The 21087-nt window shown below is 63.0% G+C and carries 13 protein-coding genes and 1 pseudogene; 8 read left to right on the forward strand and 6 right to left on the reverse strand.

Annotation, left to right across the window (positions count from 1 at the left end):
- Window positions 1–120 precede the first annotated feature (120 nt).
- From B0G76_RS32090 to B0G76_RS32110, 5 genes are all read right to left on the reverse strand, one after another.
- Window positions 121–753 carry a response regulator transcription factor gene (locus B0G76_RS32090; RefSeq protein WP_120296042.1) on the reverse strand — a complete coding sequence of 211 codons (633 nt, stop codon included), beginning with the start codon at window positions 751–753 and terminating at the stop codon, window positions 121–123.
- On the reverse strand, window positions 731–2380 hold the full coding sequence (locus tag B0G76_RS32095; protein WP_120296043.1) for a response regulator: 1650 nt from the start codon (window positions 2378–2380) through the stop codon (window positions 731–733). Before B0G76_RS32095 ends, B0G76_RS32090 begins: the two co-directional genes overlap by 23 nt.
- Complete coding sequence (locus B0G76_RS32100; RefSeq protein WP_120296044.1) at window positions 2377–4560, reverse strand: ATP-binding protein; 2184 nt, start codon at window positions 4558–4560, stop codon at window positions 2377–2379. The genes B0G76_RS32095 and B0G76_RS32100 overlap by 4 nt, the downstream gene beginning before the upstream one ends.
- Before the next feature lie 199 nt (window positions 4561–4759).
- Window positions 4760–5101, reverse strand: a complete 342-nt coding sequence (locus B0G76_RS32105) for a hypothetical protein (RefSeq protein WP_120296045.1) — start codon at window positions 5099–5101, stop codon at window positions 4760–4762.
- Between the two features lie 215 nt (window positions 5102–5316).
- The gene (locus B0G76_RS32110) at window positions 5317–6189 is read right to left on the reverse strand and encodes a hypothetical protein (protein ID WP_120296046.1); all 873 of its coding nucleotides are present in this window, start codon (window positions 6187–6189) and stop codon (window positions 5317–5319) included.
- 253 nt (window positions 6190–6442) lie between these two features.
- Between B0G76_RS32110 and B0G76_RS32115 the strand changes: the two genes are divergently transcribed.
- Both B0G76_RS32115 and B0G76_RS32120 read left to right on the forward strand, forming a co-directional pair.
- The gene (locus tag B0G76_RS32115) at window positions 6443–6814 is read left to right on the forward strand and encodes a YciI family protein (protein WP_120296047.1); all 372 of its coding nucleotides are present in this window, start codon (window positions 6443–6445) and stop codon (window positions 6812–6814) included.
- Window positions 6811–8079: an RNA polymerase sigma factor gene (locus tag B0G76_RS32120; protein ID WP_120296048.1), complete on the forward strand. Its 1269-nt coding sequence runs from the start codon at window positions 6811–6813 to the stop codon at window positions 8077–8079. The genes B0G76_RS32115 and B0G76_RS32120 overlap by 4 nt, the downstream gene beginning before the upstream one ends.
- A gap of 147 nt (window positions 8080–8226) precedes the next feature.
- Here the strand turns inward: B0G76_RS32120 and B0G76_RS32125 are convergent, their stop codons facing one another.
- Complete coding sequence (locus B0G76_RS32125) at window positions 8227–9066, reverse strand: SDR family oxidoreductase (protein ID WP_120296049.1); 840 nt, start codon at window positions 9064–9066, stop codon at window positions 8227–8229.
- A gap of 157 nt (window positions 9067–9223) precedes the next feature.
- On the opposite strand from B0G76_RS32125, the gene B0G76_RS32130 reads away from it, so the two are divergent.
- From B0G76_RS32130 to B0G76_RS32155, 6 genes and pseudogenes are all read left to right on the forward strand, one after another.
- Window positions 9224–10183, forward strand: a complete 960-nt coding sequence (locus B0G76_RS32130; protein WP_120296050.1) for a GlxA family transcriptional regulator — start codon at window positions 9224–9226, stop codon at window positions 10181–10183.
- Window positions 10122–11150, forward strand: a pseudogene (locus B0G76_RS32135) (IS4 family transposase); the annotation flags it as partial. The gene B0G76_RS32130 and the pseudogene B0G76_RS32135, both read left to right, overlap by 62 nt.
- Window positions 11151–11683: 533 nt before the next feature.
- Window positions 11684–12946 carry an efflux RND transporter periplasmic adaptor subunit gene (locus B0G76_RS32140; RefSeq protein WP_120296051.1) on the forward strand — a complete coding sequence of 421 codons (1263 nt, stop codon included), beginning with the start codon at window positions 11684–11686 and terminating at the stop codon, window positions 12944–12946.
- A 15-nt stretch (window positions 12947–12961) separates the two neighbouring features.
- The gene (locus tag B0G76_RS32145; RefSeq protein ID WP_120296052.1) at window positions 12962–16093 is read left to right on the forward strand and encodes an efflux RND transporter permease subunit; all 3132 of its coding nucleotides are present in this window, start codon (window positions 12962–12964) and stop codon (window positions 16091–16093) included.
- A complete protein-coding gene (locus B0G76_RS32150) occupies window positions 16090–19410 on the forward strand; it encodes an efflux RND transporter permease subunit (RefSeq protein ID WP_120296053.1) in 3321 nt (1106 codons plus the stop codon). The genes B0G76_RS32145 and B0G76_RS32150 overlap by 4 nt, the downstream gene beginning before the upstream one ends.
- Entirely contained in the window at window positions 19407–20924 is a 1518-nt protein-coding gene (locus B0G76_RS32155) for an efflux transporter outer membrane subunit (protein ID WP_120296054.1), read from the forward strand. Before B0G76_RS32150 ends, B0G76_RS32155 begins: the two co-directional genes overlap by 4 nt.
- Window positions 20925–21087 lie beyond the last annotated feature (163 nt).

Below are 21087 nucleotides of genomic sequence, written 5' to 3' on the forward strand. Positions count from 1 at the left end.
ATAAATTTTCCGTCAGCAGCGATGGATTGTGCATTCAGGAAACGCTGGTTCCAGGTTCAGGATTTCCCTAATTTTTCCCTAACGCGCTCTAACGGTCCCAAACGTTCACTAAAGGCACGGTTACTCCGTGATCAAACCGTGCCGGATTGCATATCGGATCAGTTCGGCGTTGTTGTTGAGGCCGAGTTTCTGCATGAGACGCATCTTGTGAGTGCTAATGGTTTTGGCACTGAGTGAACACGATTCGGCGATCTCATTGATAGCGTTGCCGGCAGCCAGCATCTGCAGCACCTGGAATTCACGGTCGGACAGAACCTCGTGCGGCGGCGCGTCGCCGGAATGGGTCTCGAAGACCATGGCGTCGACCAGCTTCGGATCGATAAAGCGCCCTCCGCCGGCCAGCTTGCGGATTGCCGCGAGGAGCACGTCGGGGTCGCTGTCTTTCGTCACATAGCCCGTCGCCCCGGCTCGCAGCGCGCGCGAAACGACCTGCGCCTCGTTGTGGATACTCAGCACGAGTATGGGCAACGAGGGCTGCTCGGCACGTACGCGCCGGATCAGATCGACGCCGCTAATCCCGGGCATCGTCATATCCAGCAGCACAAGATCGAATCGCCTCGCACGCAGCCGCTCGAGGACTTCCGAACCTTGCGCGGCCTCGGCGGCGACGACAATGTCCGTTGTGGTCGCGATAATCTGTTTCAGACCTCCACGCACAACAGCGTGGTCGTCAGCAATCAGGACGTTGATCATTTTTTTCCCCGCCTGCAAACGGAATGTGAATGGAAATGGCTGTGCCCATGCCTTGTGCGCTGTCGATCGTCATCGCCCCGCCGATCAGGCGGGCACGCTCCTGCATACCGAGGAGACCGTACGAATAACCGGTTCTCGCGATGGCGGGATCAAAACCGCAGCCGTCGTCGCTCACGTGAAGATCGAGCGTCGACGCGGTGCTGGTCAGCGTGACGTCGACGCGCGCCGCGTTGGCATGACGCCCGACGTTGGTCAGCGAGGCCTGAACAATACGAAACACGGCGGTGGCGCACGCCTCCGGCAACACTGGCTCGCCGCCGTTGATGTGCAACTGGCAAGGAATGGCGTTACGGCGGACGAAGTCTTCAACCAGCCACTCCAGTGCCGAAACGACCCCGAAGTTCAGCGCCACCGGCCGCAGATGGTTCGCGACATTGCGGACCATCCAGATCGTTTTCTCGACCAGTTCACGCATGTCGTCGGCCTTGCGCATCGCGTCGGAATCATGGCCGAGGCGCATTTTCAGCAGCGAAACGTCCATCTTCAGCGCCGTCAATAGTTGGCCCAGTTCATCATGAATTTCCATCGCGATGCGCTTGCGCTCTTCCTCGCGAATCGCCTCCATGTACGCGGACAATTCGCGCAACTGATTACGCGACTCGAACAGCTCCTGCTCGATACGCTTGCGCGACGTGATGTCGTTCAGGCCAACGTAGATCGCCGGCGCGTCGCCGAAGGTCGCCACGCGCGCGGTCGCCATGGCCCAGAACGCCGAGCCGTCCACTCGCCGCAAGTGGACTTCGCCGTTGTTGAAGCTGCCCTCACTGCGCAGATGCGACACCAACCGGTCACGATCGTCGGCATTCACGTAAAAATCGACGATGTTGGTCAGCATGCCCGTGCGCGCATCGAGACCGAACAGATCCCGCAGCGGTTCATTCGCGTACAGAATGTCGCCCTCGGGCATCGACGTAATGCACAGCGGAATGGGGCTGGTTTCGACAATCGTGCGAAAGCGCGCTTCGCTCGCCTGTAATTTCGCTTCCGCCCGGCGACGCTCGTCGACCTGGGCGGACAGCCTCGCGTTCGATTCCGCCAGCTGCCGGGTGCGCTGGTGGACCTGCTGCTCGAGTACATCGCGGGCGCGTGACAATTCGGCCTCCGCCTGCTGGCGTACCGCCACTTCATTCAGAAGCTGGCGGTTCTGCGCGACAAGCTGCCGGTGCATCACGCGCAGGGCGAGATGGGTTTCGATCCGGGCCATCATTTCGTTGACGCGGACGGGCTTCGCCACGTAATCGACGCCGCCGGCCGAAAAGCCCTCGACCATGTCGTCGCCGCCCGTCAGCGAGGTCATGAAAATCACCGCGATATCGCGCGTGCGCTCATTCGCCTTGAGCCGCCGGCAGGTCTCGAAGCCGTCGATACCCGGCATCTTCACGTCGAGCAGGATCAGGTCGGGCTGCGAAAACAGCGCGCGTTCGAGCGCCTCTTCGCCATCCAATGCAACGAGTACCCGAAAACCGCGCTCAGTCAGGCTATCGACAACCACGCCGAAATTCGCGGGCGTGTCGTCCGCAATGAGGATCGTCGGCCGCTCGGCGGCATCTGCGTTGAGATCGCTCATGACCTGGGCTCGACATTCAAGTGTCGCTCAACCAACTGAAGGATGGCTTTCGACTGATAGTCCCGGGCAAGCGCGCAAAGCTGCGCTGTGAATGCGTGAAAACGCGGATCATGCTCCGCCATCGTCTCGGCCCAGACGATGATTTCCTGCATGTCGCCGAGGCGGGCAAGGTGATGCAGTTCTTCCATCCGCTGCTGAGGCACCGCCGCGAGACTTATCTCGGCCATATTGGGGCTATGGGTGCTACTGGGGCGCGCGGACGGTGGCGGCGACGCATGGATCCACGTCAATCCGAGTAATGTGGCGATCTGGGTCAGCAGCGCTTCGAGGTCGACCGGTTTGGAGACGAATGCGTTCATCCCCGCGTCCAGGCTCATCGCCCTGTTGGTTCCGGAAGGACTGGCGGACATGGCAATGATCGGGACGTGCGCGAACGCCTGCAATTGACGCAGCTTGCGGGTCAGGTCGAGTCCGTTCATTTCGGGCATCACGATGTCGGTGAGAATGAGTGCCGGGTATTCGCGCTGCGCCTTCTCGAACCCCTCGATACCGTTTTCCGCTTCGACCGTGTCAAAGTCGAGACGACTCAGTAGGTCCACCACGATCGCGCGATTGACCTCGACGTCGTCGACAACCAGCACCTTTCTGCGTGGCCCCTCATAGCCCATCACCGTATCGGGAACCGGTGCGACGGCTGCCGTCGTGCGCGACACCGGCAATACGCTCGCCGCCGGCAGTTCGAACCGGAAGATACTGCCCTCTCCAATGCCGCTTTCGACCTTGATCTCGCCACCCATCACGCGCACAAACTCCCGGCTGATGGCGAGACCCAGGCCGGCCCCGCCCGCTCGCCGGTCGGCCGCGCCCAGTTGCTCGAAGGGCTCGAAAATCGTATTCAGCTGATCGGGACCGATGCCGATGCCGGTATCGCGTACTGCGAAACGGACGCGGTTCGACGCGGACCTCGAGATATGCAGGCTGACGCAACCAGAATCGGTAAACTTCACGGCGTTTGCAAGCAGGTTGAGCACGACCTGCCGCAACCGCCGCTCATCGGCGCGCACGCCGGCAGGCGCATCCTCAGTGATTTCGCAGACGAAGCCTAGGCGCTTTTGCTCCGCTTTCACGCCAATGATTTCCCGAATGACATCGACAAAGCCCGCCAGCGGCACGTCGCTGATTTCGACACGCAGCTTGCCCGCTTCGATTCTCGCGAAATCGAGCGTGTCTTCGATCAAGGTCAGAAGATGCTCGCCGCTATTGCGAATCGCCTCCACGCGTTCGCGCTGCCGCTCGCTCAGCATGACATCGCGCGCCAGAATCTGCGCGTAGCCAAGAATGCCGTTCAGCGGTGTCCTTAGCTCATGACTCATATTCGCGAGGAATTCACCTTTGGCCCGGTTAGCCGCTTCGGCCAGATTGCGTGCTTCGCGTTCAGCCGCCGCGTCCTGCTCGTCGCGATACGCGCAGTACAGGCGCGCGCCCATGGCATTGAATGCGGCCGCCATGCGTTCGAGTTCGTCCGGCTCGCGTGGTTTGCGCCGCTGGAGACGGAATGGCTGGGGCGTTTCACGGAAATCGTAGTTTTCCACCGTGCGCGCAATGGCCGCGACGTGCCGCATCACCAGACGGGACAGGATGTAGACAATGAACAGCGAGACGAGGAAGGTGTTGGCGGCCTGGGTGACCAGAATCATCGCTGCGGTTCGCATCAGGTCATGGTAAAGGTCGAGGAGCGTCGCCTCGACGTAGAGCTCGCCGATCTCCCGCTCTTTGCCCTGGACTTTGTAGACCAGCGGAAACGAACGGGCAACAACGGGGCCGCCCGAACGCTGACCGGCGCTCAGGTAAGCAGCCTGCCCGTTGGTCCCCGGCTCGCGAATTTCCACGGCACGAATGTCGGCGAGACGCAGAATGCCGTTCAACTCCAGTTGCAACTGGGCATGGTCCAGGCGCCAGAGCGCTTCGGCGAGACTGTCGCGATTGCTGCGATCAATGTCGGCGAGGCGCGTTTCAATCTGCTCCACGCCGCGGTGGTAGTCGCGGTAAAGCTGTAATCCGGTCAACAACACGGTGACGACGCAACTGACGAGCAACACCGTGCCGAGCAGCCGCAATACAAGGCTGCTCCGGAAGCGATTGATCAAACTCCACCATGCGTCGAACAGGTTGTACGTCATACATCCCCGCGAGTGCTACGGTTCTCGTTTCGTCTATTCTGCACTCGTTGCCGCACCGGGATACTGACACGGCTGCCGCTGCATCGGCAGGGTGGCCATTTATCGTTTGTCTGCCCGGCCCATTGGTCATTCGGGTTTTTCCTGGGCCTGGCCGGCGCTCACGCTGGGTGAAACGTACCCCGACTCATCTGAAGGGCACTTACATCCCGTACACGGCCCGCCCCACCGGCGGCGCATCGTCTACCGCCTTGCGCAAATAGATCCGCGGATACAGCACAATCTCGTCGATGCATGAAGCCAGATCGCAGAGAATCGGCCAGATGCGCCCGCCAAGGGCGTCGGGATCCGTCCTGCCCAGTTCGCGCAATCCGTCTGCCAACCGTTTCACGGACGCATGCCCCTTATCCGGCAACGGCCAGCAGTGCAACAGATAACCGAGCGGTATGACGCTTCTGCTTTCACACCACGTCTCGAACAGACGCTGACACGCGGTGTTCAGGCGTTCAAACGCGTGTTCGTGGTTTTCTGAATGACGGCTCATGACAGGCCCGTGGATAAGGACGACGACAAGATCATCCTAGGGAGACCGGCGGCGCACCGCAGTCAGGAAGCGCGGAAAAATGCACTTCCGGTCTGCTGAATATGCCGTCAGGAAATCCTGAATGCCTTCGCCGGCGGGTCGACCCGTCCGGCCCGTCCAGCCTGTTTAACCAGGCCCGTCGTCACCACGGCAAGGACGGACGCGCGCGCACGGCATTAGCTCATCCAGTACTTGTCCGGGATTCTGCGATCCCCTTCGGAAAGGTACGGATTGTCGAGCACGAACACCTTGCGATTCGCAAGGTCGGCGCGGCTCAGCGCGTCTTGAATGTAGGGATGGGTGTTGAACAGCCGCATATACGATCCGTCGAGATAAGCCTTAGCTAGCCCTTGATTAATGGTCTGGGCCAGGCTTTCATACCCTGCGGAGACGTAGAAAATGAAGTCCGACCGGTATTTCAGCAGCAAGCGCTTCTCCACGACCAGATTCCGCTCCCTGTGCCGCGGCTCGTCCAGTTCGGCGAAGGCTTCAACGACGCCGCGCGGAAAATAGTCGAGCCGGCCACCCTGAACCATATCGAACACCGCTTCATAGGGAACCGTGTCGATGCTCAGATCGGCTGCTCGCATGATGTCGGTATCGATCCAGCCAAGCCCCTGGCCGCCTGTCAACGCCTTCAGATCGGACAGGCTCTCCACCCTGTCGAAGTCAGCTTGACGGTCTTTTCGTATGATAAAAACCCGATATCCGATCAGCCCGCGATTGATCGGAATCCGCACCACGTTCAAGCCTCGTTCCGCCTCTGCGCCCATGCTCGTCCAAAGCAGATTGATGGCTTTGCCGCCGCAGGCCAGTTCCGCCAATGCGCGCGCCCGTTCCATCAGGACGTCGGCCTGGCGCGCCACATACCCAGCTCCCGCGGCTTTCATGGCGAGGTCGAGTACCGCCAGCGGAAAGGCCGCACGCGCCCGATCTTCGGGCCGGTAATGCGGATAAAGGATATCGAATCGGTCCGCCGACGCTGCATGCGCGCGAAGCGTCACGCCTGCCGCACTCAGTGCTGCCAATACAAAACGCCTGCGATGCATAGATAGTTTCGACACGTGACAATGCACCCGTGCTGCCGCGGATCGCCCAGAATCACGCCGGGTCAAACAAGTCATCGTGCCACGATTCGTGCAAGCATACAAACCCACGGGCAGTAGCTTATTTGCCCGATGATCGACGAAGAAAACCTCGCGATTCTTTCGAGGCCACCTGTCCGTCAGCATGCCGCCCGCGCGTCATCGTGATGGCGGCCCGATTTGATTCACCCGCCTCAACCCCATGACGGAGGCTCATATGCAATACCTATTGATGATCTATTCGGAAGAAAACGGCTGGAACCAGATGACCGACAGCGAGCGGCAGCAAGGTGTTGCCGCGTATCTGGCGTACACCGAATCGTTGAAAAAAGCGGAGGTTCTGGTCGGCGCCAACCGGCTGCAGAACACGAGCACGGGCACCACGGTGCGGCTCGTCGACGGCAAACCGCAGGTGCTTGACGGACCGTTTTCCGATTCGAAGGAGCAGCTCGCCGGCTATTACCTGATCGACGTGCCCAACCTGGACGCGGCGATCGCCTGGGCGTCGCGTTGTCCCGGCGCGGCGCACGGCCTCATGGAAGTGCGCCCGGTCTGGACAGCCCCGTACGACGCGCCATCCGGTGCATGAGTCCGTACGGTTGCGGCCGTGACGCTGACGGCGCCGCGCGTTCGATTGCCGAGGCGGTCGCCCGCCGCAGTTACGGCAAGCTCGTCGCGCTGCTGGCGATGCGCACGCGCGACGTCGCCGCGGCCGAGGACGCGCTCGCCGACGCGTTTGCGGCCGCGCTCGCCGACTGGCCGGAGCGCGGCTGCCCCGCGAATCCCGAAGCGTGGCTGATGACGGTTGCGCGCCGCCGGGCAATCGACGGCGCGCGCCATCGCCGCGTCGGCGACGACGTGACGAATCAGCTCACGATCCTCGCCGACGAGATCGACGAGCGTGAAACCGGCGCGTTGCCCGACCGGCGGCTTGCGCTGCTGTTCGCCTGCACGCACCCTGCGCTCGAGGCCGCGATTCGCACGCCGCTGATGCTGCAGGTGGTACTGGGGCTCGAAGCGAAGACGATTGCCTCCGCGTTCCTGATGTCGCCCGCCGCGATGAGCAAGCGCCTTGTGCGGGCGAAGCACAAGATCCGCGAAGCGGGCATTCCGTTCAGCGTGCCCGAGCGCGAGGAGTTGCCCGGCCGGCTCGCGGCGGTGCTGGAAGCGGTCTATGCGGTGTATGCGGAAGGGTGGACCGATCCTGTCGGCGGCGATACCGAGCAGCGCGATCTCGTCGGCGAGGCACTGTTTCTTGCACATCTGCTCGTCGAGCTGCTGCCCGAGGAGCCGGAGACGCTGGGTTTGCTCGCGCTGATGCTGTACGCGCAGGCACGACGCGATGCGCGACGCGATGCGGCTGGCGACTACGTACCGCTGTCGGCTCAGGATCCGGCGACATGGAACGCACCGATGATCGACGCAGCCGACGCATTGCTGCGGCGCGCAAGCGCATTCAACGCCATCGGACGCTTTCAGCTCGAGGCCGCGCTGCAGTCGGCCCACGTCTACCGCTGTCGCACGCATCGCTCGAACTGGGACGAAATCGTGCAGCTCTACGATGCGCTGCTCGCGATTGCACCTTCGCCGGTGGTCGCGGTGAACCGCGCGCTCGCGCAGGCGGAACGGGACGGCCCACAGGCGGCGCTCGACGCGCTCGCGCCGTATGTGGACGATCCGCGCCTCGCCGACTACCAGCCGTACTGGGCCGCGCGCGCCGACCTGCTCGCGCGTGCCGGTGAGACGGCCGAAGCGCTCGTCGCCTACGACCTCGCGATGGGACTCGAACGCGATCCAGCCGTGCGCCGGTTCCTGCACCGCAAGCGCGTCGAGTTGTTGTCGGCAAGAAGTTAGGAGTACGCGGTGGATCCAAGCCAGTTCTGCAGGTTAGCGCGCAGAGCGTCGACGCCGCGCGGAGTGTGTCCGGCATCATTGTTGTGGGTGCAACTTTGCGACGCCCACGGTTACGTAGGCCGTCTGCGTTGGCGTGTCGATACCGCTTTACTCGCGCGTTCGTTTCGAAGCGTCCTGGACGGTTCTTTCGTTATCTGCGGTGTAGCGGCGTGCGGGCGTGTTGGTCGACAGTTCTGGTGACATCGCCTGGCGCGCGGCTTCGAAAGCGTCCCACTTCGCGCCGTCGTGCAGGGACGGAATCGTGACGAGTTCGCCCCGATCGAAGCCCGTGAGCGCCGCGTCAACCATGTCGCCTGCGGACATGACGATGGCCGGATTGAGGTTCTCGATCGGTAAGCCGGCGGTCTGCCAGAAATCGGTGGCCGTGGCACCGGGCAGCACCGCCTGGACCTTCACGCCCTTGGTGGCGAGCTCGTGATGCAGCGACTGGCTGAACGCAAGAACAAAGGCCTTGGTGCCGCCATACACGCCGTTCAGGATCTCCGGCGCGATGCTGACGATCGACGAGATATTGATGACCACGCCCTTGCCACGCGAGACGAAGCCCGGCACCGCGGCGTACGTGAGGCGGGTGAGCACGGTGACGTTCAGGTCGATCATCCGCGTCATGGCGTCGACATTGCTGTCGAGCAACGGCGTGTGCGTGCCGACACCCGCGTTGTTCACGAGCAGCGTGATGCTCGCATCTTCCGTCAGTTTCGCTTCCACCGTGGCGCGTGAAATCGGATCATTGAGATCGGCGTCGATGATCTCGACGGACCGCCGCGTTCCGTTCTCGATGCGCTCGGCGAGACTGACTAGCCGGTCGCGACTGCGCGCAACGAGGATCAGATCGTAGCCGCGTTGCGCGAGCCGCTCGGCATAGACCGCGCCGATGCCTGTGGATGCGCCCGTAATGAGCGCCGTACCCTGATGTGCCTGCGTCATGATGTACTCCTGCTGAATGTTCGTTGGTGATTGCATGAGGGGATTGCGTGAGGTGATTGTGGTCCGGATTGACGCCGACGCATATGACGTATAGGGTCGTGATTCAGGACATCGCTTCGCAGCGGATGTTTGACCTGATGAATAGCGGAGGGCCGACGTGCACCGAATCGGATTTTTGCTGAGCGATGGCTTCCAGGTGATGGCGCTCGCGTCACAGGCGGTTTTCGAATACGCGAACGTTGTGGCGGGCGAAACCTTCTACGGGATCGAGAACTTCTCGGTAGCGGGCGGCGAGGTGCGTTCCTCGCTCGGCATGTCCGTCGTCACGCGCCCGGTCGGGGTGCGTACCGCGATCGACACGTGGATCGCGGCGGGCGTCACCACGCCGCTAACCTCGCCGCCCCCAGCCGAAGTGCTCGCGTTCCTGCGTAAGGCGGCTACGCGCGCGCGGCGCATCGCCGGCATCTGCACGGGCGGTTTTGTACTGGCTGAAGCGGGGCTGCTCGCGAACCGGCGCGCGACCACGCATTGGGCCTATGCCCGCGAGATGACGAGCCGGTTTCCGGACATCCACGTCGAAGAAGATCGCATCTACATTGTCGATGGGCCGATCTGGACATCGGCGGGCATGACCGCGGGGCTCGACCTCGCGCTCGGGATGGTCGAGAAGGACCTCGGCGCCGATGTGGCGCGTTCGGTCGCGCACAAGCTCGTGATGCATCAGCGGCGCGCGGGCGGCCAGTCGCAGCATTCGGAAATGCTCGATCTGGCGCCAAAGTCAGACCGCATCCAGGACGCGCTGAACTATGCGCGCAAGCACCTGAGCCGGCCGCTCACCGTCGACGAACTCGCGAGTACGGCCCATCTGAGCCCGCGGCAGTTCAGCCGGGTGTTCACTCTGGAAACCGGACAATCGCCCGCGAAGGCGATCGAAGGATTGCGGCTCGAAGCCGCGCGGCTAATGATCGAGAAGAGCCGGCACTCGCTGGAAGTGATCGCAAAAGAGACGGGGTTTCGCGATCGCCGGCATATGCGCGAAGCGTTCATGCGCGGGTTTGGCCTACCGCCGCAGGAGGTGCGGCGTGAGGCTCGCGCCGGTGATCGGGCCGGTGTTTAGGTGGGTGCCGCTGGGTGTACTCGACGCGTGGATGTGGGCGCGTGAGCCCAAGGACGCGCAGGGCAAGCGCGGCGGCCTCAAGGAAAGCCTGCGCTGGATCGAGGGTTACGAGCGGGTAGCGGAAACGGCATCGAGCCTGCCGTACACGCGACTGGTGTACGTCGCTGATCGCGAGGCAGACATGCTCGCGCTGATGGTGCGGGCGCAGGAGTTGGGCACGCCGGCGGATTGGCTGATTCGCTCGACCCACGACCGCGCGCTGCCCGAGGGAGCCAAGCTGTGGACGGCGACGACAGAAGACGCACCGCTCGGCGAGATTGCCTTCACGATGGGCTCGCGTCACGGCGTGAAGGCGCGCCAGGTGCGTCAGCACGTATGGTTGCGGCGCATCGAACTGCCGGCAGGCGTGGGTCAAAGCGTAGCGGCCACGTGTCTGGTGGCGCGTGAGTTTGATGCACCAAGCGGCGTCAAGCCGATCGAATGGCGCTTGCTTACCAACCGCGAAGCCACGACGCTGAAGGAAGCGATTGAACTGATCGACTGGTATCGGGCACGCTGGGAAATCGAGATCCTGTTCAACGTGCTGAAGAACGGTTGTCGTGTCGAGGCGCTGCAACTGGGCGCGATCGAACGGCTCGAGCGCGCGCTGGCGCTGTTTCTGGTCGTGGCTTGGCGAATCGTCCATCTGATGCACAGGGGCCGCAGTTGCCCCGATCTGGATGCCGAACTGTTCTTCGATGTCGACGAAATTCGCGGCGCGTATTTGCTGACCGACGTCAAGCAGCCGGCCAAGCCCAAGCTCAACGAGGTGCTGCGCTTGATCGCGCGCCTGGGCGGATTCCTCGGCCGCAAGGGCGATGGCGAACCCGGCGCGAAAGCTATTTGGCTGGGACTCAAAGAGGTTCATGTCGCTGCCAAGACATTGCAGAAGTTACGTGCCGGCGGTCACGCTGGAGATTGTGTATAAGCCGATGGGTTGACCCAGATCAGCGGAGAGGGCCTGCCTATCGACGGACACATCGACCACGGCAGTGAAGGTTCGATTACGACGGAGTCCTCAGTCAGAATCGTCACTTAAAGCGACATCGTCACGATCCGTTATCATGCGTCCGGTGACCTTGCGTGGCTCGACGGCATGCTCTCGGCGTCGATGACCGCGACTCCGGATCGACAGCGGCATCGAAGTAGCAACGCGGCCCGAATAATTTCAACAAGCTTTCAGCGCGACTTGCCGCTCGCCGCGACCACCTCCCAAAGACCCCCCCCACATTCAAACGTCCGTTTGCGCAGGCTGCGGGCCGGAAGACACTCGACCGTGTCTTTCAGATCCCGACATGTCTTACTCCGGTAACTCAAGCTTTACGCACACCCGGTACATTGTCGCCAGGCTCGTCATTAAATTGTGACAACGCACGAGAACCATGGCATGTTCCCAAAATCCCAGCAGAGAATGACTTCCCGCCCGATCATCAACGGCAGCATCTGTTTCCGGAGAGACCTATGAGCGAAGCCGTGTCCAAGCAACCCAAGCGCTCCCGACGCGGGCTCATTCTTTTTGCAGTTGTCGTGCTGGCGCTGATCGCGCTGGTCGTTGTCCACCTGTTGACCCAGAACAAACCCTCGCGCGACGTCGCCCCGATCGTCGTCACCGTGGCAAGCGCTACGCTCGGTTCAATGCCCGTCACGTTGAGCGAACTCGGCACGGTCACGCCGACCGCCACCGTGACCGTGCTGCCGCAACTAAGCGGTTACCTCACGGCCGTCGGCTATCACGAAGGCGAGGAAGTACAGAAAGGCCAGTTCCTCGCCCAGATCGATCCGCGCCAATATCAGATCAGCAAGCAGCAGGCTCAGGCGACACTCGCCAAAGACCGCGCGTCACTTGCTCAGGCGCGCGCCGATCTTGCCCGCTTCACGCAGTTGAACGAGCGCAAGTCGATCGCCCAGCAGACCTTCGAGGATCAGAAATTCCTCGTGCAGCAGGACGAGGCCGCGGTCCAGTCCGATCTCGCCAACATCGCCCAGTTCGACCTCGACCTGGCCTATTGCCGCATCACCGCGCCGGTCTCCGGCAAAGTCGGCCTTCGCCTCGTCGACCCGGGTAACTACGTGACGGCGTCATCGTCGACGGGGATCGTCGTCATCACCACCGTCAAGCCGACTACCGTGCAATTCACGGTGCCACAGGACGCGCTGGCCTCCATCGTGCAGCGCGTGAATGGCGGCGCTACGTTGCCCGTCACCGCCTATTCCAGCGACAACGCGCGCGAAATTGCCACCGGCGCGCTCTACGCAGTCAGCAACCAGATGGCCACGGCGACCGGCACCGTCTCCTTACGCGCCACTTTCGCCAACGAGAACGAAGCGCTGTTCCCCAACGAGTTCGTCAACGTCAAGTTGCTGGTCGATACGATGCAGAATGCCGTGCTGGTGCCGACCCCCGCCGTGCAAACCGGCGCGCCGGGCGACTTCGTCTATCTGGTCAACGCGGACAACACCGTCTCCGTCCACAAGGTCAAGCTCGGCCCGAGCGACGGCAAGAACACGGTCATCCTGTCCGGCCTCTCTCAAGGCAATCAGGTGGTCACGGACGGCACGGACCGCCTGAACGACGGCGCCAAAATCCAGGCGGCCAAGCCGAAGGGCGCGGGGGCCGGCGCATCGGCCAGCGGCGCCGCCGCGGAGCCTGCCGCCTCCGAACCCGCTGCTGCCCCCGCGGCAAAGTCGTCGGCACCGGCTGCGGCCCATGCTGCTTCGTCGTAGCAGGCTCGCGCGCCGATGAATATTTCCCGCCTGTTTATTCTTCGACCGGTAGCCACGCTGCTGCTGATGATCGCCCTCGTGCTGGTGGGCCTCGTCGCCATGCGCGTGCTGCCGGTTTCGTCGCTGCCCAGCGTCGACTATCCGACCATCCAGGTGCAGACGTTCTATCCGGGCGCGAGCCCGGACGTGATGGCCACCACGGTCACGGCGCCGCTCGAAGTGCAGTTGGGCGAGATCCCCGGCTTGCAACAGATGACGTCGTATAGCTCGGACGGCGCGTCGGTCATCACGCTGCAGTTCGATCTGTCGCTGAACCTCGACATCGCCGAGCAGAACGTCCAGCAGGCCATCAACGCCTCCAACAGCTACCTGCCCTCCGGCCTGCCGGCGCCGCCGACGTATGCCAAGGTCAATCCGGCCGACCAGCCGATCCTGACGCTCGCGGTCACATCGAAGTCGATGTCGCTGACCCAGCTTGAAGACATCGCCAACAACCGTCTCGGCACCAAGATTTCCGAAGTGTCGGGCGTGGGTGTGGTCACGACGAGCGGCGGCAATGTGCCGGCCATCCGCGTCGAAGCGGACCCGCACAAGCTGGCCGCCTACGGCCTGAACATCGACGATCTGCGAACGCTGCTCAGCTATGTCAACGTCAGCCAGCCGAAGGGCAATTTCGACGGCCCGGACCTCGATTACACGATCAACGGCAACGATCAGATCACCGATCCAAAGGACTATCTGGACACGGTGATCGCCTACAAGGACGGCGCCCCGGTGTTCATGCGCGACGTGGCGCGCGTGAGCCAGGCCGCCCAGGACGTCGAGCGCGGCGCCTGGTACAACGGCTCGCCGGCCATCGTGCTCAACGTGCAGCGGCAACCGGGCGCGAACGTGATCGCGACCGTCAACCAGATCATGAAGCAACTGCCGCAGCTCGAATCCACGCTGCCGGCCGGCATGAACGTGACCGTGGTGTCGGACAGCACGGGCGTGATCCGCTCGTCGGTCTCCGACGCGGCGCTCGAACTGATTCTCGCCATCGTGCTGGTGGTGGCGGTGATCTTCGTGTTCCTGCGCAACGTGCCCGCCACGCTCATTCCGAGCATATCGGTGCCGGTGTCGCTGATCGGCACCCTGGCGGTGATGTACCAGCTGAACTACTCGATCGACAACCTCTCGCTGATGGCGCTCATCATCGCCACCGGCTTCGTGGTCGACGACTCGATCGTGATGATCGAGAACATCGTGCGTTATCTGGAGGAAGGCAAGACACCGCTCGAAGCCGCGCTGGAAGGCGCGGGGCAAATCGGCTTCACGATTCTGTCGCTGACCATCTCGCTGATTGCCGTGCTGATTCCGCTGCTCTTCATGGGCGGTGTGATCGGGCGTCTGTTCAGCGAATTCGCGGTAACGCTTGCCGTCACCATCGTGATCTCCGCGATCGTGTCGCTGACCGTGGTGCCGATGCTCTGCGCGCGCATGTTGCGCGCGCAGGCCGAACGTCATCCGAGTCGCTTTGAGCGGATCAGCGAGGGCCTGTTCAACAAAACGCTCGCCGCCTATGAACGCGGCCTGCGCTCGGTGCTGGATCACCAGGTGCTGACGCTCGTGGTGGCCGTCGGCACGGTCGTGCTGACCGGCATCCTGTACGTGGTGATTCCGAAAGGCCTCTTTCCGGTGCAGGACGTCGGCGTGATCGAGGGGATCAGCGTGGCCGACAACTCGGTATCGTACGCCGCGATGGTCAATCGCCAGGGCGCGCTCGCCGATGCGATCCTGAAGGACCCGGATGTCACCTCGCTGACCTCCTACGTGGGTATCGACGGCACCAACTCGACGCTGAACAATGGCCGCTTCCTGATCAATCTTCGCGAACACGACAAGCGTTCCGATACGGCGCAAGAGATTGCCCGGCGACTGCAACAGGAAGTCGCCCATGTGCCGGGCGTCAGGCTCTACATGCAGCCTGAGCAGGATCTGACGCTCGACACGACGGTCTCGCCGAACCAGTACAGCTTCGTGCTGCGCGGACCGAGCCAGCAGGCATTCCAGAAGTACGTGCCGGAACTGATCGCGCGGATGAAGCAGATCCCGTCGCTCGCCGACGTGCAAAGCGACATGAATACCGACGGCCTCAGCGTGAACGTCGAAGTCAACCGGCAACTGGCTGCACGCTTCGGCATTACGCCTGCGACGATCGACAACGCGCTGTACGACGCGCTCGGCCAGCGGATCGTCTCGACCATCTTCGAGCAGTCGAACCAGTACCGCGTGATTCTCGTGGCCAAACCGGAAGCGTTGCCGAACGTGCAGTCGATCGGCAACCTGTATCTGCCGAGTCAGACCAGCAGTACGGGCCAGGTGCCGCTGTCGGGCATCGCGAAGATCCAGATCACGAAGTCGCCGCTCGTGATCAGCCATCTCGCGCAATTCCCGTCGGTCACCATCTCGTTCAATCTCGCGAAAGATGCGTCGCTGAGCACTGCCGTCAAAGCCGTCCATCAAGCCGAACAATCGGTAAACCTGCCGCCGTCGATCACCTCGTCGCTGCAGGGCGCGGCTCAGGCATTCGAGGATTCGCTGTCGAGCGAAGTCTATCTGCTGATCGCGGCACTGGTGGCGGTGTATATCGTGCTCGGCGTGCTGTATGAGAGCTTCATCCATCCGGTGACGATTCTGTCCACGCTGCCCTCGGCGGGTATCGGCGCGCTGCTCGCGCTGATGATCGCCGGCAGCGACCTGGATGTGATCGGCATTATCGGTATCGTGCTGCTCATTGGTATCGTCAAGAAGAACGCCATCATGATGGTGGACTTCGCGCTGGACGCCGAACGCAATCACGGCAAAGCGCCGCGCGAGGCGATCTTCGAGGCGTCGCTGCTGCGTTTCCGCCCGATCCTGATGACCACGCTCGCCGCCATGCTCGGTGCGCTGCCGATGCTGCTCGGCACCGGCACGGGTTCGGAATTGCGCCGCCCGCTGGGGCTCGCGATCATCGGCGGTCTGACGCTGAGCCAGATACTGACGCTCTTCACCACGCCCGTGATCTATCTGTTCTTCGACAGAATGGCCGAGCGGACGCGACGCTGGCGCAACCGCAATAAACCGGAGAATTCGCCTCCCGGCGGGACGGAGAACGCGCCTTGAACATCTCGGCGTTATTCATCCGGCGGCCCGTCGCGACCACGCTTCTGGCCATCGCGATCCTGATCTCCGGGGCGCTCGCCTATTTCCGGCTGCCGGTTGCGCCGTTGCCGAACATTGCCTTCCCGGTCATCGTGGTGCAGGCGAACATGGCGGGCGCGAGCCCGGACATCATGGGGACCACGGTGGCCGAGCCGCTCGAGCGGCGGCTCGCCACCATTGCCGACGTTGAAGAACTGACTTCGATCAGCTCCGTCGGCTCGTCGTTGATCGTGGTCGAGTTCGGCTTGAAGCGCGACATCAACGGCGCCGCGCGCGACGTCGAAGCGGCCATCCAGGCGGCGCGCGCCGACTTGCCGACTACGCTGCGCAGCAATCCGAGCTATCGCCAGTACAACCCGGCGGATGCACCGATCATGGTGCTCTCGCTGACGTCGGACACGTTCACCAAGGCCCAGCTCTACGATTCCGCGGATTCGGTGATCCAGCAGCAACTCTCGCAGGTCAGGGGCGTGGGTCAGATCACGCTTGGCGGCGGCGCGTTGCCCTCGGTACGCGTCGAGTTGCAACCGGGCAAACTGAGCAGCTACGGCATCGGCCTGGAAGACGTGCGCGCGGCGATCAGCGCAGCGAATGCCGACAGCGCGAAGGGCCATCTCGACGAGGGCGACCAGCGCTATGTTGTCACCTCCAACGACCAGATTACGCATGCCGCGCCGTACCGCGACCTGGTGGTCGCCTACCGCAACGGCGCGCCGGTCCAGTTGCGCGACGTGGCCCAGGTTAGGGATTCGAACGAGAATATCCGCAATGCCGGCCTCTTCAACGGCAAGTCCGCCATTCTCGTCATCGTGTATCCGATGCCCGGCAGCAATGTCGTGAGCACCGTCGCGCAGATTCGCCAGGTCCTGCCGTCAATCGAGGCGACGCTGCCGAGCAGTGTGCATGTGGGCATCGCGATCGACCGCTCGGAGTCGGTCAGATCGTCGGTGGGCGACACGGAGCGCACGCTGTTCATCGCCGTGCTGCTGGTGGTGGGCGTGGTGTTCATTTTTCTGCAATCGCCGCGCGCCACGCTGATACCGGCCGTCGCGCTGCCGCTGTCGATCGTGGGTAGCTTCGGGCCGATGTACCTGCTCGGCTACAGCATCGACAACCTCTCGCTGATGGCGCTCACCATCGGTACCGGCTTCGTGGTCGACGATGCGGTAGTGGTGCTGGAAAACATCGTGCGTCACATGGAGTTGGGGCTCAGTCCGAAAGAGGCCGCCTTGAAAGGCAGCGGCGAGGTGGGCTTCACGGTGATCTCGATGAGCCTCTCGCTGATCGCGGTGTTCCTCCCCATCATGCTGATGCCGGGTGTTGTCGGCCTGCTGTTCCATGAGTTCGCGGTCACGCTGTCCGTCGCCATCCTGATCTCGCTGGTGATTTCGCTGACGGTCACGCCGGCCATGTGCGCCTATGTGCTGAGCCGCGACAACGCCGGGCATTCGAAAGCCCGTTGGGCGATGTGGGTCGAAAAGCAGTTCGACCGCTTCAAGAATGCCTACTCGCGCTCGCTCACGGCCGTCCTGGACCATGCCCTGCTGGTCATCCTGCTGTTGATCGGTCTGCTGGTGGCCAACGTGTTCCTGTTCAAGCTGGTGCCGGCCACCTTCTTTCCGGAGCAGGACACGGGCATCCTGATTGGACAGATCATCGCCGACCAGAGCATCTCCTTTACCGCGATGCAAAAGAAGCTGACGCAATTGCAGGAGATCGTGCAGAAGGATCCGGCCGTGGCCTCGGTAGCCGGCTTTACCGGCGGCCGCGCGCTCAATACCGCGAACGTGTTCGTCGAACTCAAGCCGCTGGCGGAGCGCCATGCCACGGCCACCGAGGTCGTGAACCGCCTTCGGCCCAAACTCAATGCGGTCTCGGGCGCCCGGCTCTTTATGCAGGCGCAGCAGGATCTGCGAATCGGCGGACGGCAATCCGCCGCCGAGTACCAATACACGCTCACCAGCGACGATTCCGCCGCGCTGTTCAAGTGGACACCGCTACTCGTCGCCGCGCTCAGCAAGGAGCACGCGCAGATCCTCGACGTGAACTCGGACTTGCAGCAAAACGGTCTGCAGACCTACATCAAAATCAATCGCTCGACAGCGGCGCGCTACGGCTTTGCGCCCAACCAGGTCGACAACGTGCTGTATGACGCATTCGGCCAGCGGACGGTGTCGACCATCTACAACCCGCTCAACCAGTATTTCGTGGTGATGGAGGTGGCGCCGGATTACTGGCAATACCCGCAAGCGCTCAACCAGATTTACCTGAGTACGGCGTCGGGCAACGCTACCGGCACGGCGGGCACGCAGATGCCGGGTGCCACGGTGTCCGGCGTGACGGTGGCGACCGAAAGTACGACCACTTCGTCGGGCACGAACGCACTCAACTCGAACGCGCAAGCCAACGCGACCACCAACAGCATCGCCAATAGCAAGGGCGGCAGTTCGACCGGCAGTGCGGACAGCACGTCGGCTGAAACCATGGTGCCGCTGGCAGCGCTGGCTTCGTACTCGAACAGCCATACGTCGACGCAGGTGAACCACCAGAGCGGCCTCGTGGCCGCGACGATTTCGTTCAACCTGCCGGCGGGCGGTTCGTTGAGCAACGCGGGCGTGTCGATCAACAACACGATCCGCGAGATCGGCATGCCCGCCAGCATCCACGGATCGTTTGCCGGCGCGGCGGCGGCTTATTCGCAGTCCATGGGGACGGTGCCGCTGCTGATCCTGGCGGCGCTCGGCGTGGTGTATATCGTGCTCGGCGTGCTGTACGAAAGCTCGATCCACCCGCTGACCATCCTGTCGACGCTGCCGTCCGCGGGCATCGGCGCGACGCTGGCATTGCTGATTTTCGGCACACCGTTCTCGGTGATCGCGCTGATCGGCATCATCCTGCTGATCGGTATCGTCAAGAAGAACGGCATCATGATGGTCGACGTCGCGATCCAGTTGCAGCGCAGCGAAGGCATGCCGGCGAAGGACGCGATTCACTCCGCAGCCGTGGTCCGTCTGCGGCCGATCATGATGACCACATTCGCGGCCGTGCTCGGCGCGGTGCCGCTCGCCATCGGCATTGGCCAGGGCGCGTCGCTGCGTCAACCGCTCGGTATCACGGTGATGGGTGGTCTGATCCTGAGTCAGGTCTTTACCTTGTACACGACGCCGGTAATCTACCTCTACCTCGATCGCTTGCGTTTCAGGCTGGTCAGATGGTCCGCCAACCTGCCATGGAATCGCGACGCGCAGCAACCCGGACAACCGGATACGAGGGCATGACGATGAAACTTTCCCGTAACCGCTTTGGGACGCTTCGGCCGCTGGCTGTCACGACGCTGGCGACGCTGGCCCTGCTGGCCGGCGGCTGTACGGTCGGCCCGGACTACCACCGGCCGCAAGTCAACGTGGCCGCCACCTACTCGGAGTTGCCGGGCTGGACGCAAGCCGAGCCCGCGGCGGATAAACCGAAAGGCGAATGGTGGACGGCATTCAACGATCCGCTGATCGACCAGCTCGAACCGCTGGTGTCGGTGTCGAACCAGACCGTGCGGGCGGACTACGCGAACTATCAGGAGGCGCTGGCAGAAGTGCGGGTGGCGCATGCCGGCCTGTTTCCGACCATCGGCGTAACCGGTTCGGCGACCAAGGCGCGTTCCGGGAGCGGCAATGCCGCGCGCGTGGTCAACTCGGGTTCACTGGAAGGCACAGTCAGCTGGGCGCCTGACCTGTGGGGCCAGGTGCGGCGCACGATCGAAGAAAACGCCGCGACGGCGCAATCGAGCGAAGCGACGCTCGCCAATGCGACGCTCTCCGAGCAGGTGGCGCTCGCCACGGCGATCATCGAACTGCGCACCAGCGACGCCAATATCGACCTGCTGCAGAGGACGGTCGTGGCCTACCAGCACTTTCTGGATGTCGTGTCCGACCAGGACCAGGCGGGCACCATCCCGCCGTCCGACGTGATCACGGCCCGTACCCAGCTCGAGACGGCGCAGTCCAACCTGATCGCGCTCGGCGTGGCGCGCGCTCAAAACGCGCACGCGATCGCCGTGTTGGTGGGCAAGAATCCGGAAGATCTGTCGATTACGCACAGCACCACGATGCCGACGCTGCCGGGCGTGCCCGTCGGCGTGCCGTCGACGCTGCTCGAACGCCGGCCCGACATCGCCGTCGCCGAGCGCAAGATGGCTGCACAAAACGCGGCGATCGGCGTGGCGGTGTCGGCGTATTACCCGGACATTTCCATCTCCGGGCTGGCCGGCCTCACGCAGTCGCCGTTGTCCGGTCTGTTCAACGTGGCCAACTACGTCTGGTCGCTGGGCGGCAGCGCCACTGAAACGCTGTTCGACGGCGGCTTGCGCAGCGCCGACGTCGACGTGGCGAAGGCGGCCTACGATGCGGCCGTCGCCAACTACCGGGGCACGGTGTTGACGGCGTTCCAGAACGTTGAAGACGACTTGAGCGGGTTGCGAATCCTGGCCGAGCAATCAGTTGTCCTCGATACGGCTGTAAAAGACGCAACCCGTGGCGCCGAGATCGCGTTCAACGAGTATCAAGCCGGTACGGTGGACTACACGACGGTGGCGACCGCGCAGGCTACGCAGTTGAGCACTCAGCAGACCGCACTGAATGTTCAGGAGACGCGCCTGCTGGATACGGCGTCGCTATTCGGCGATCTGGGCGGCGGCTGGTCGGCAGACCAGCTGCATGATCCGCGGCATCCGGAGAGGCAGGTGGCGCCTACGCAGACGGGGGACGTGGCGGCGGGGGGTGCTGAGGCGAAGGTGCGGTGAGATGGGGGGCGTGGGGGCTTTTCCGAAGTTGTGGAGGAACGCGCCCGAACGGACCCGCCTTCTACCGCCATGAAGATCCTTCGTATGTGCGATGGCGCGCAGAAAAATTCTGACGTGGGTTCATAGTCGCTTTTTGGTCGTCTTGATATGAGGATTGTGACCT

It is taken from the genome of Paraburkholderia sp. BL23I1N1 (assembly GCF_003610295.1).
GTDB lineage: Bacteria > Pseudomonadota > Gammaproteobacteria > Burkholderiales > Burkholderiaceae > Paraburkholderia.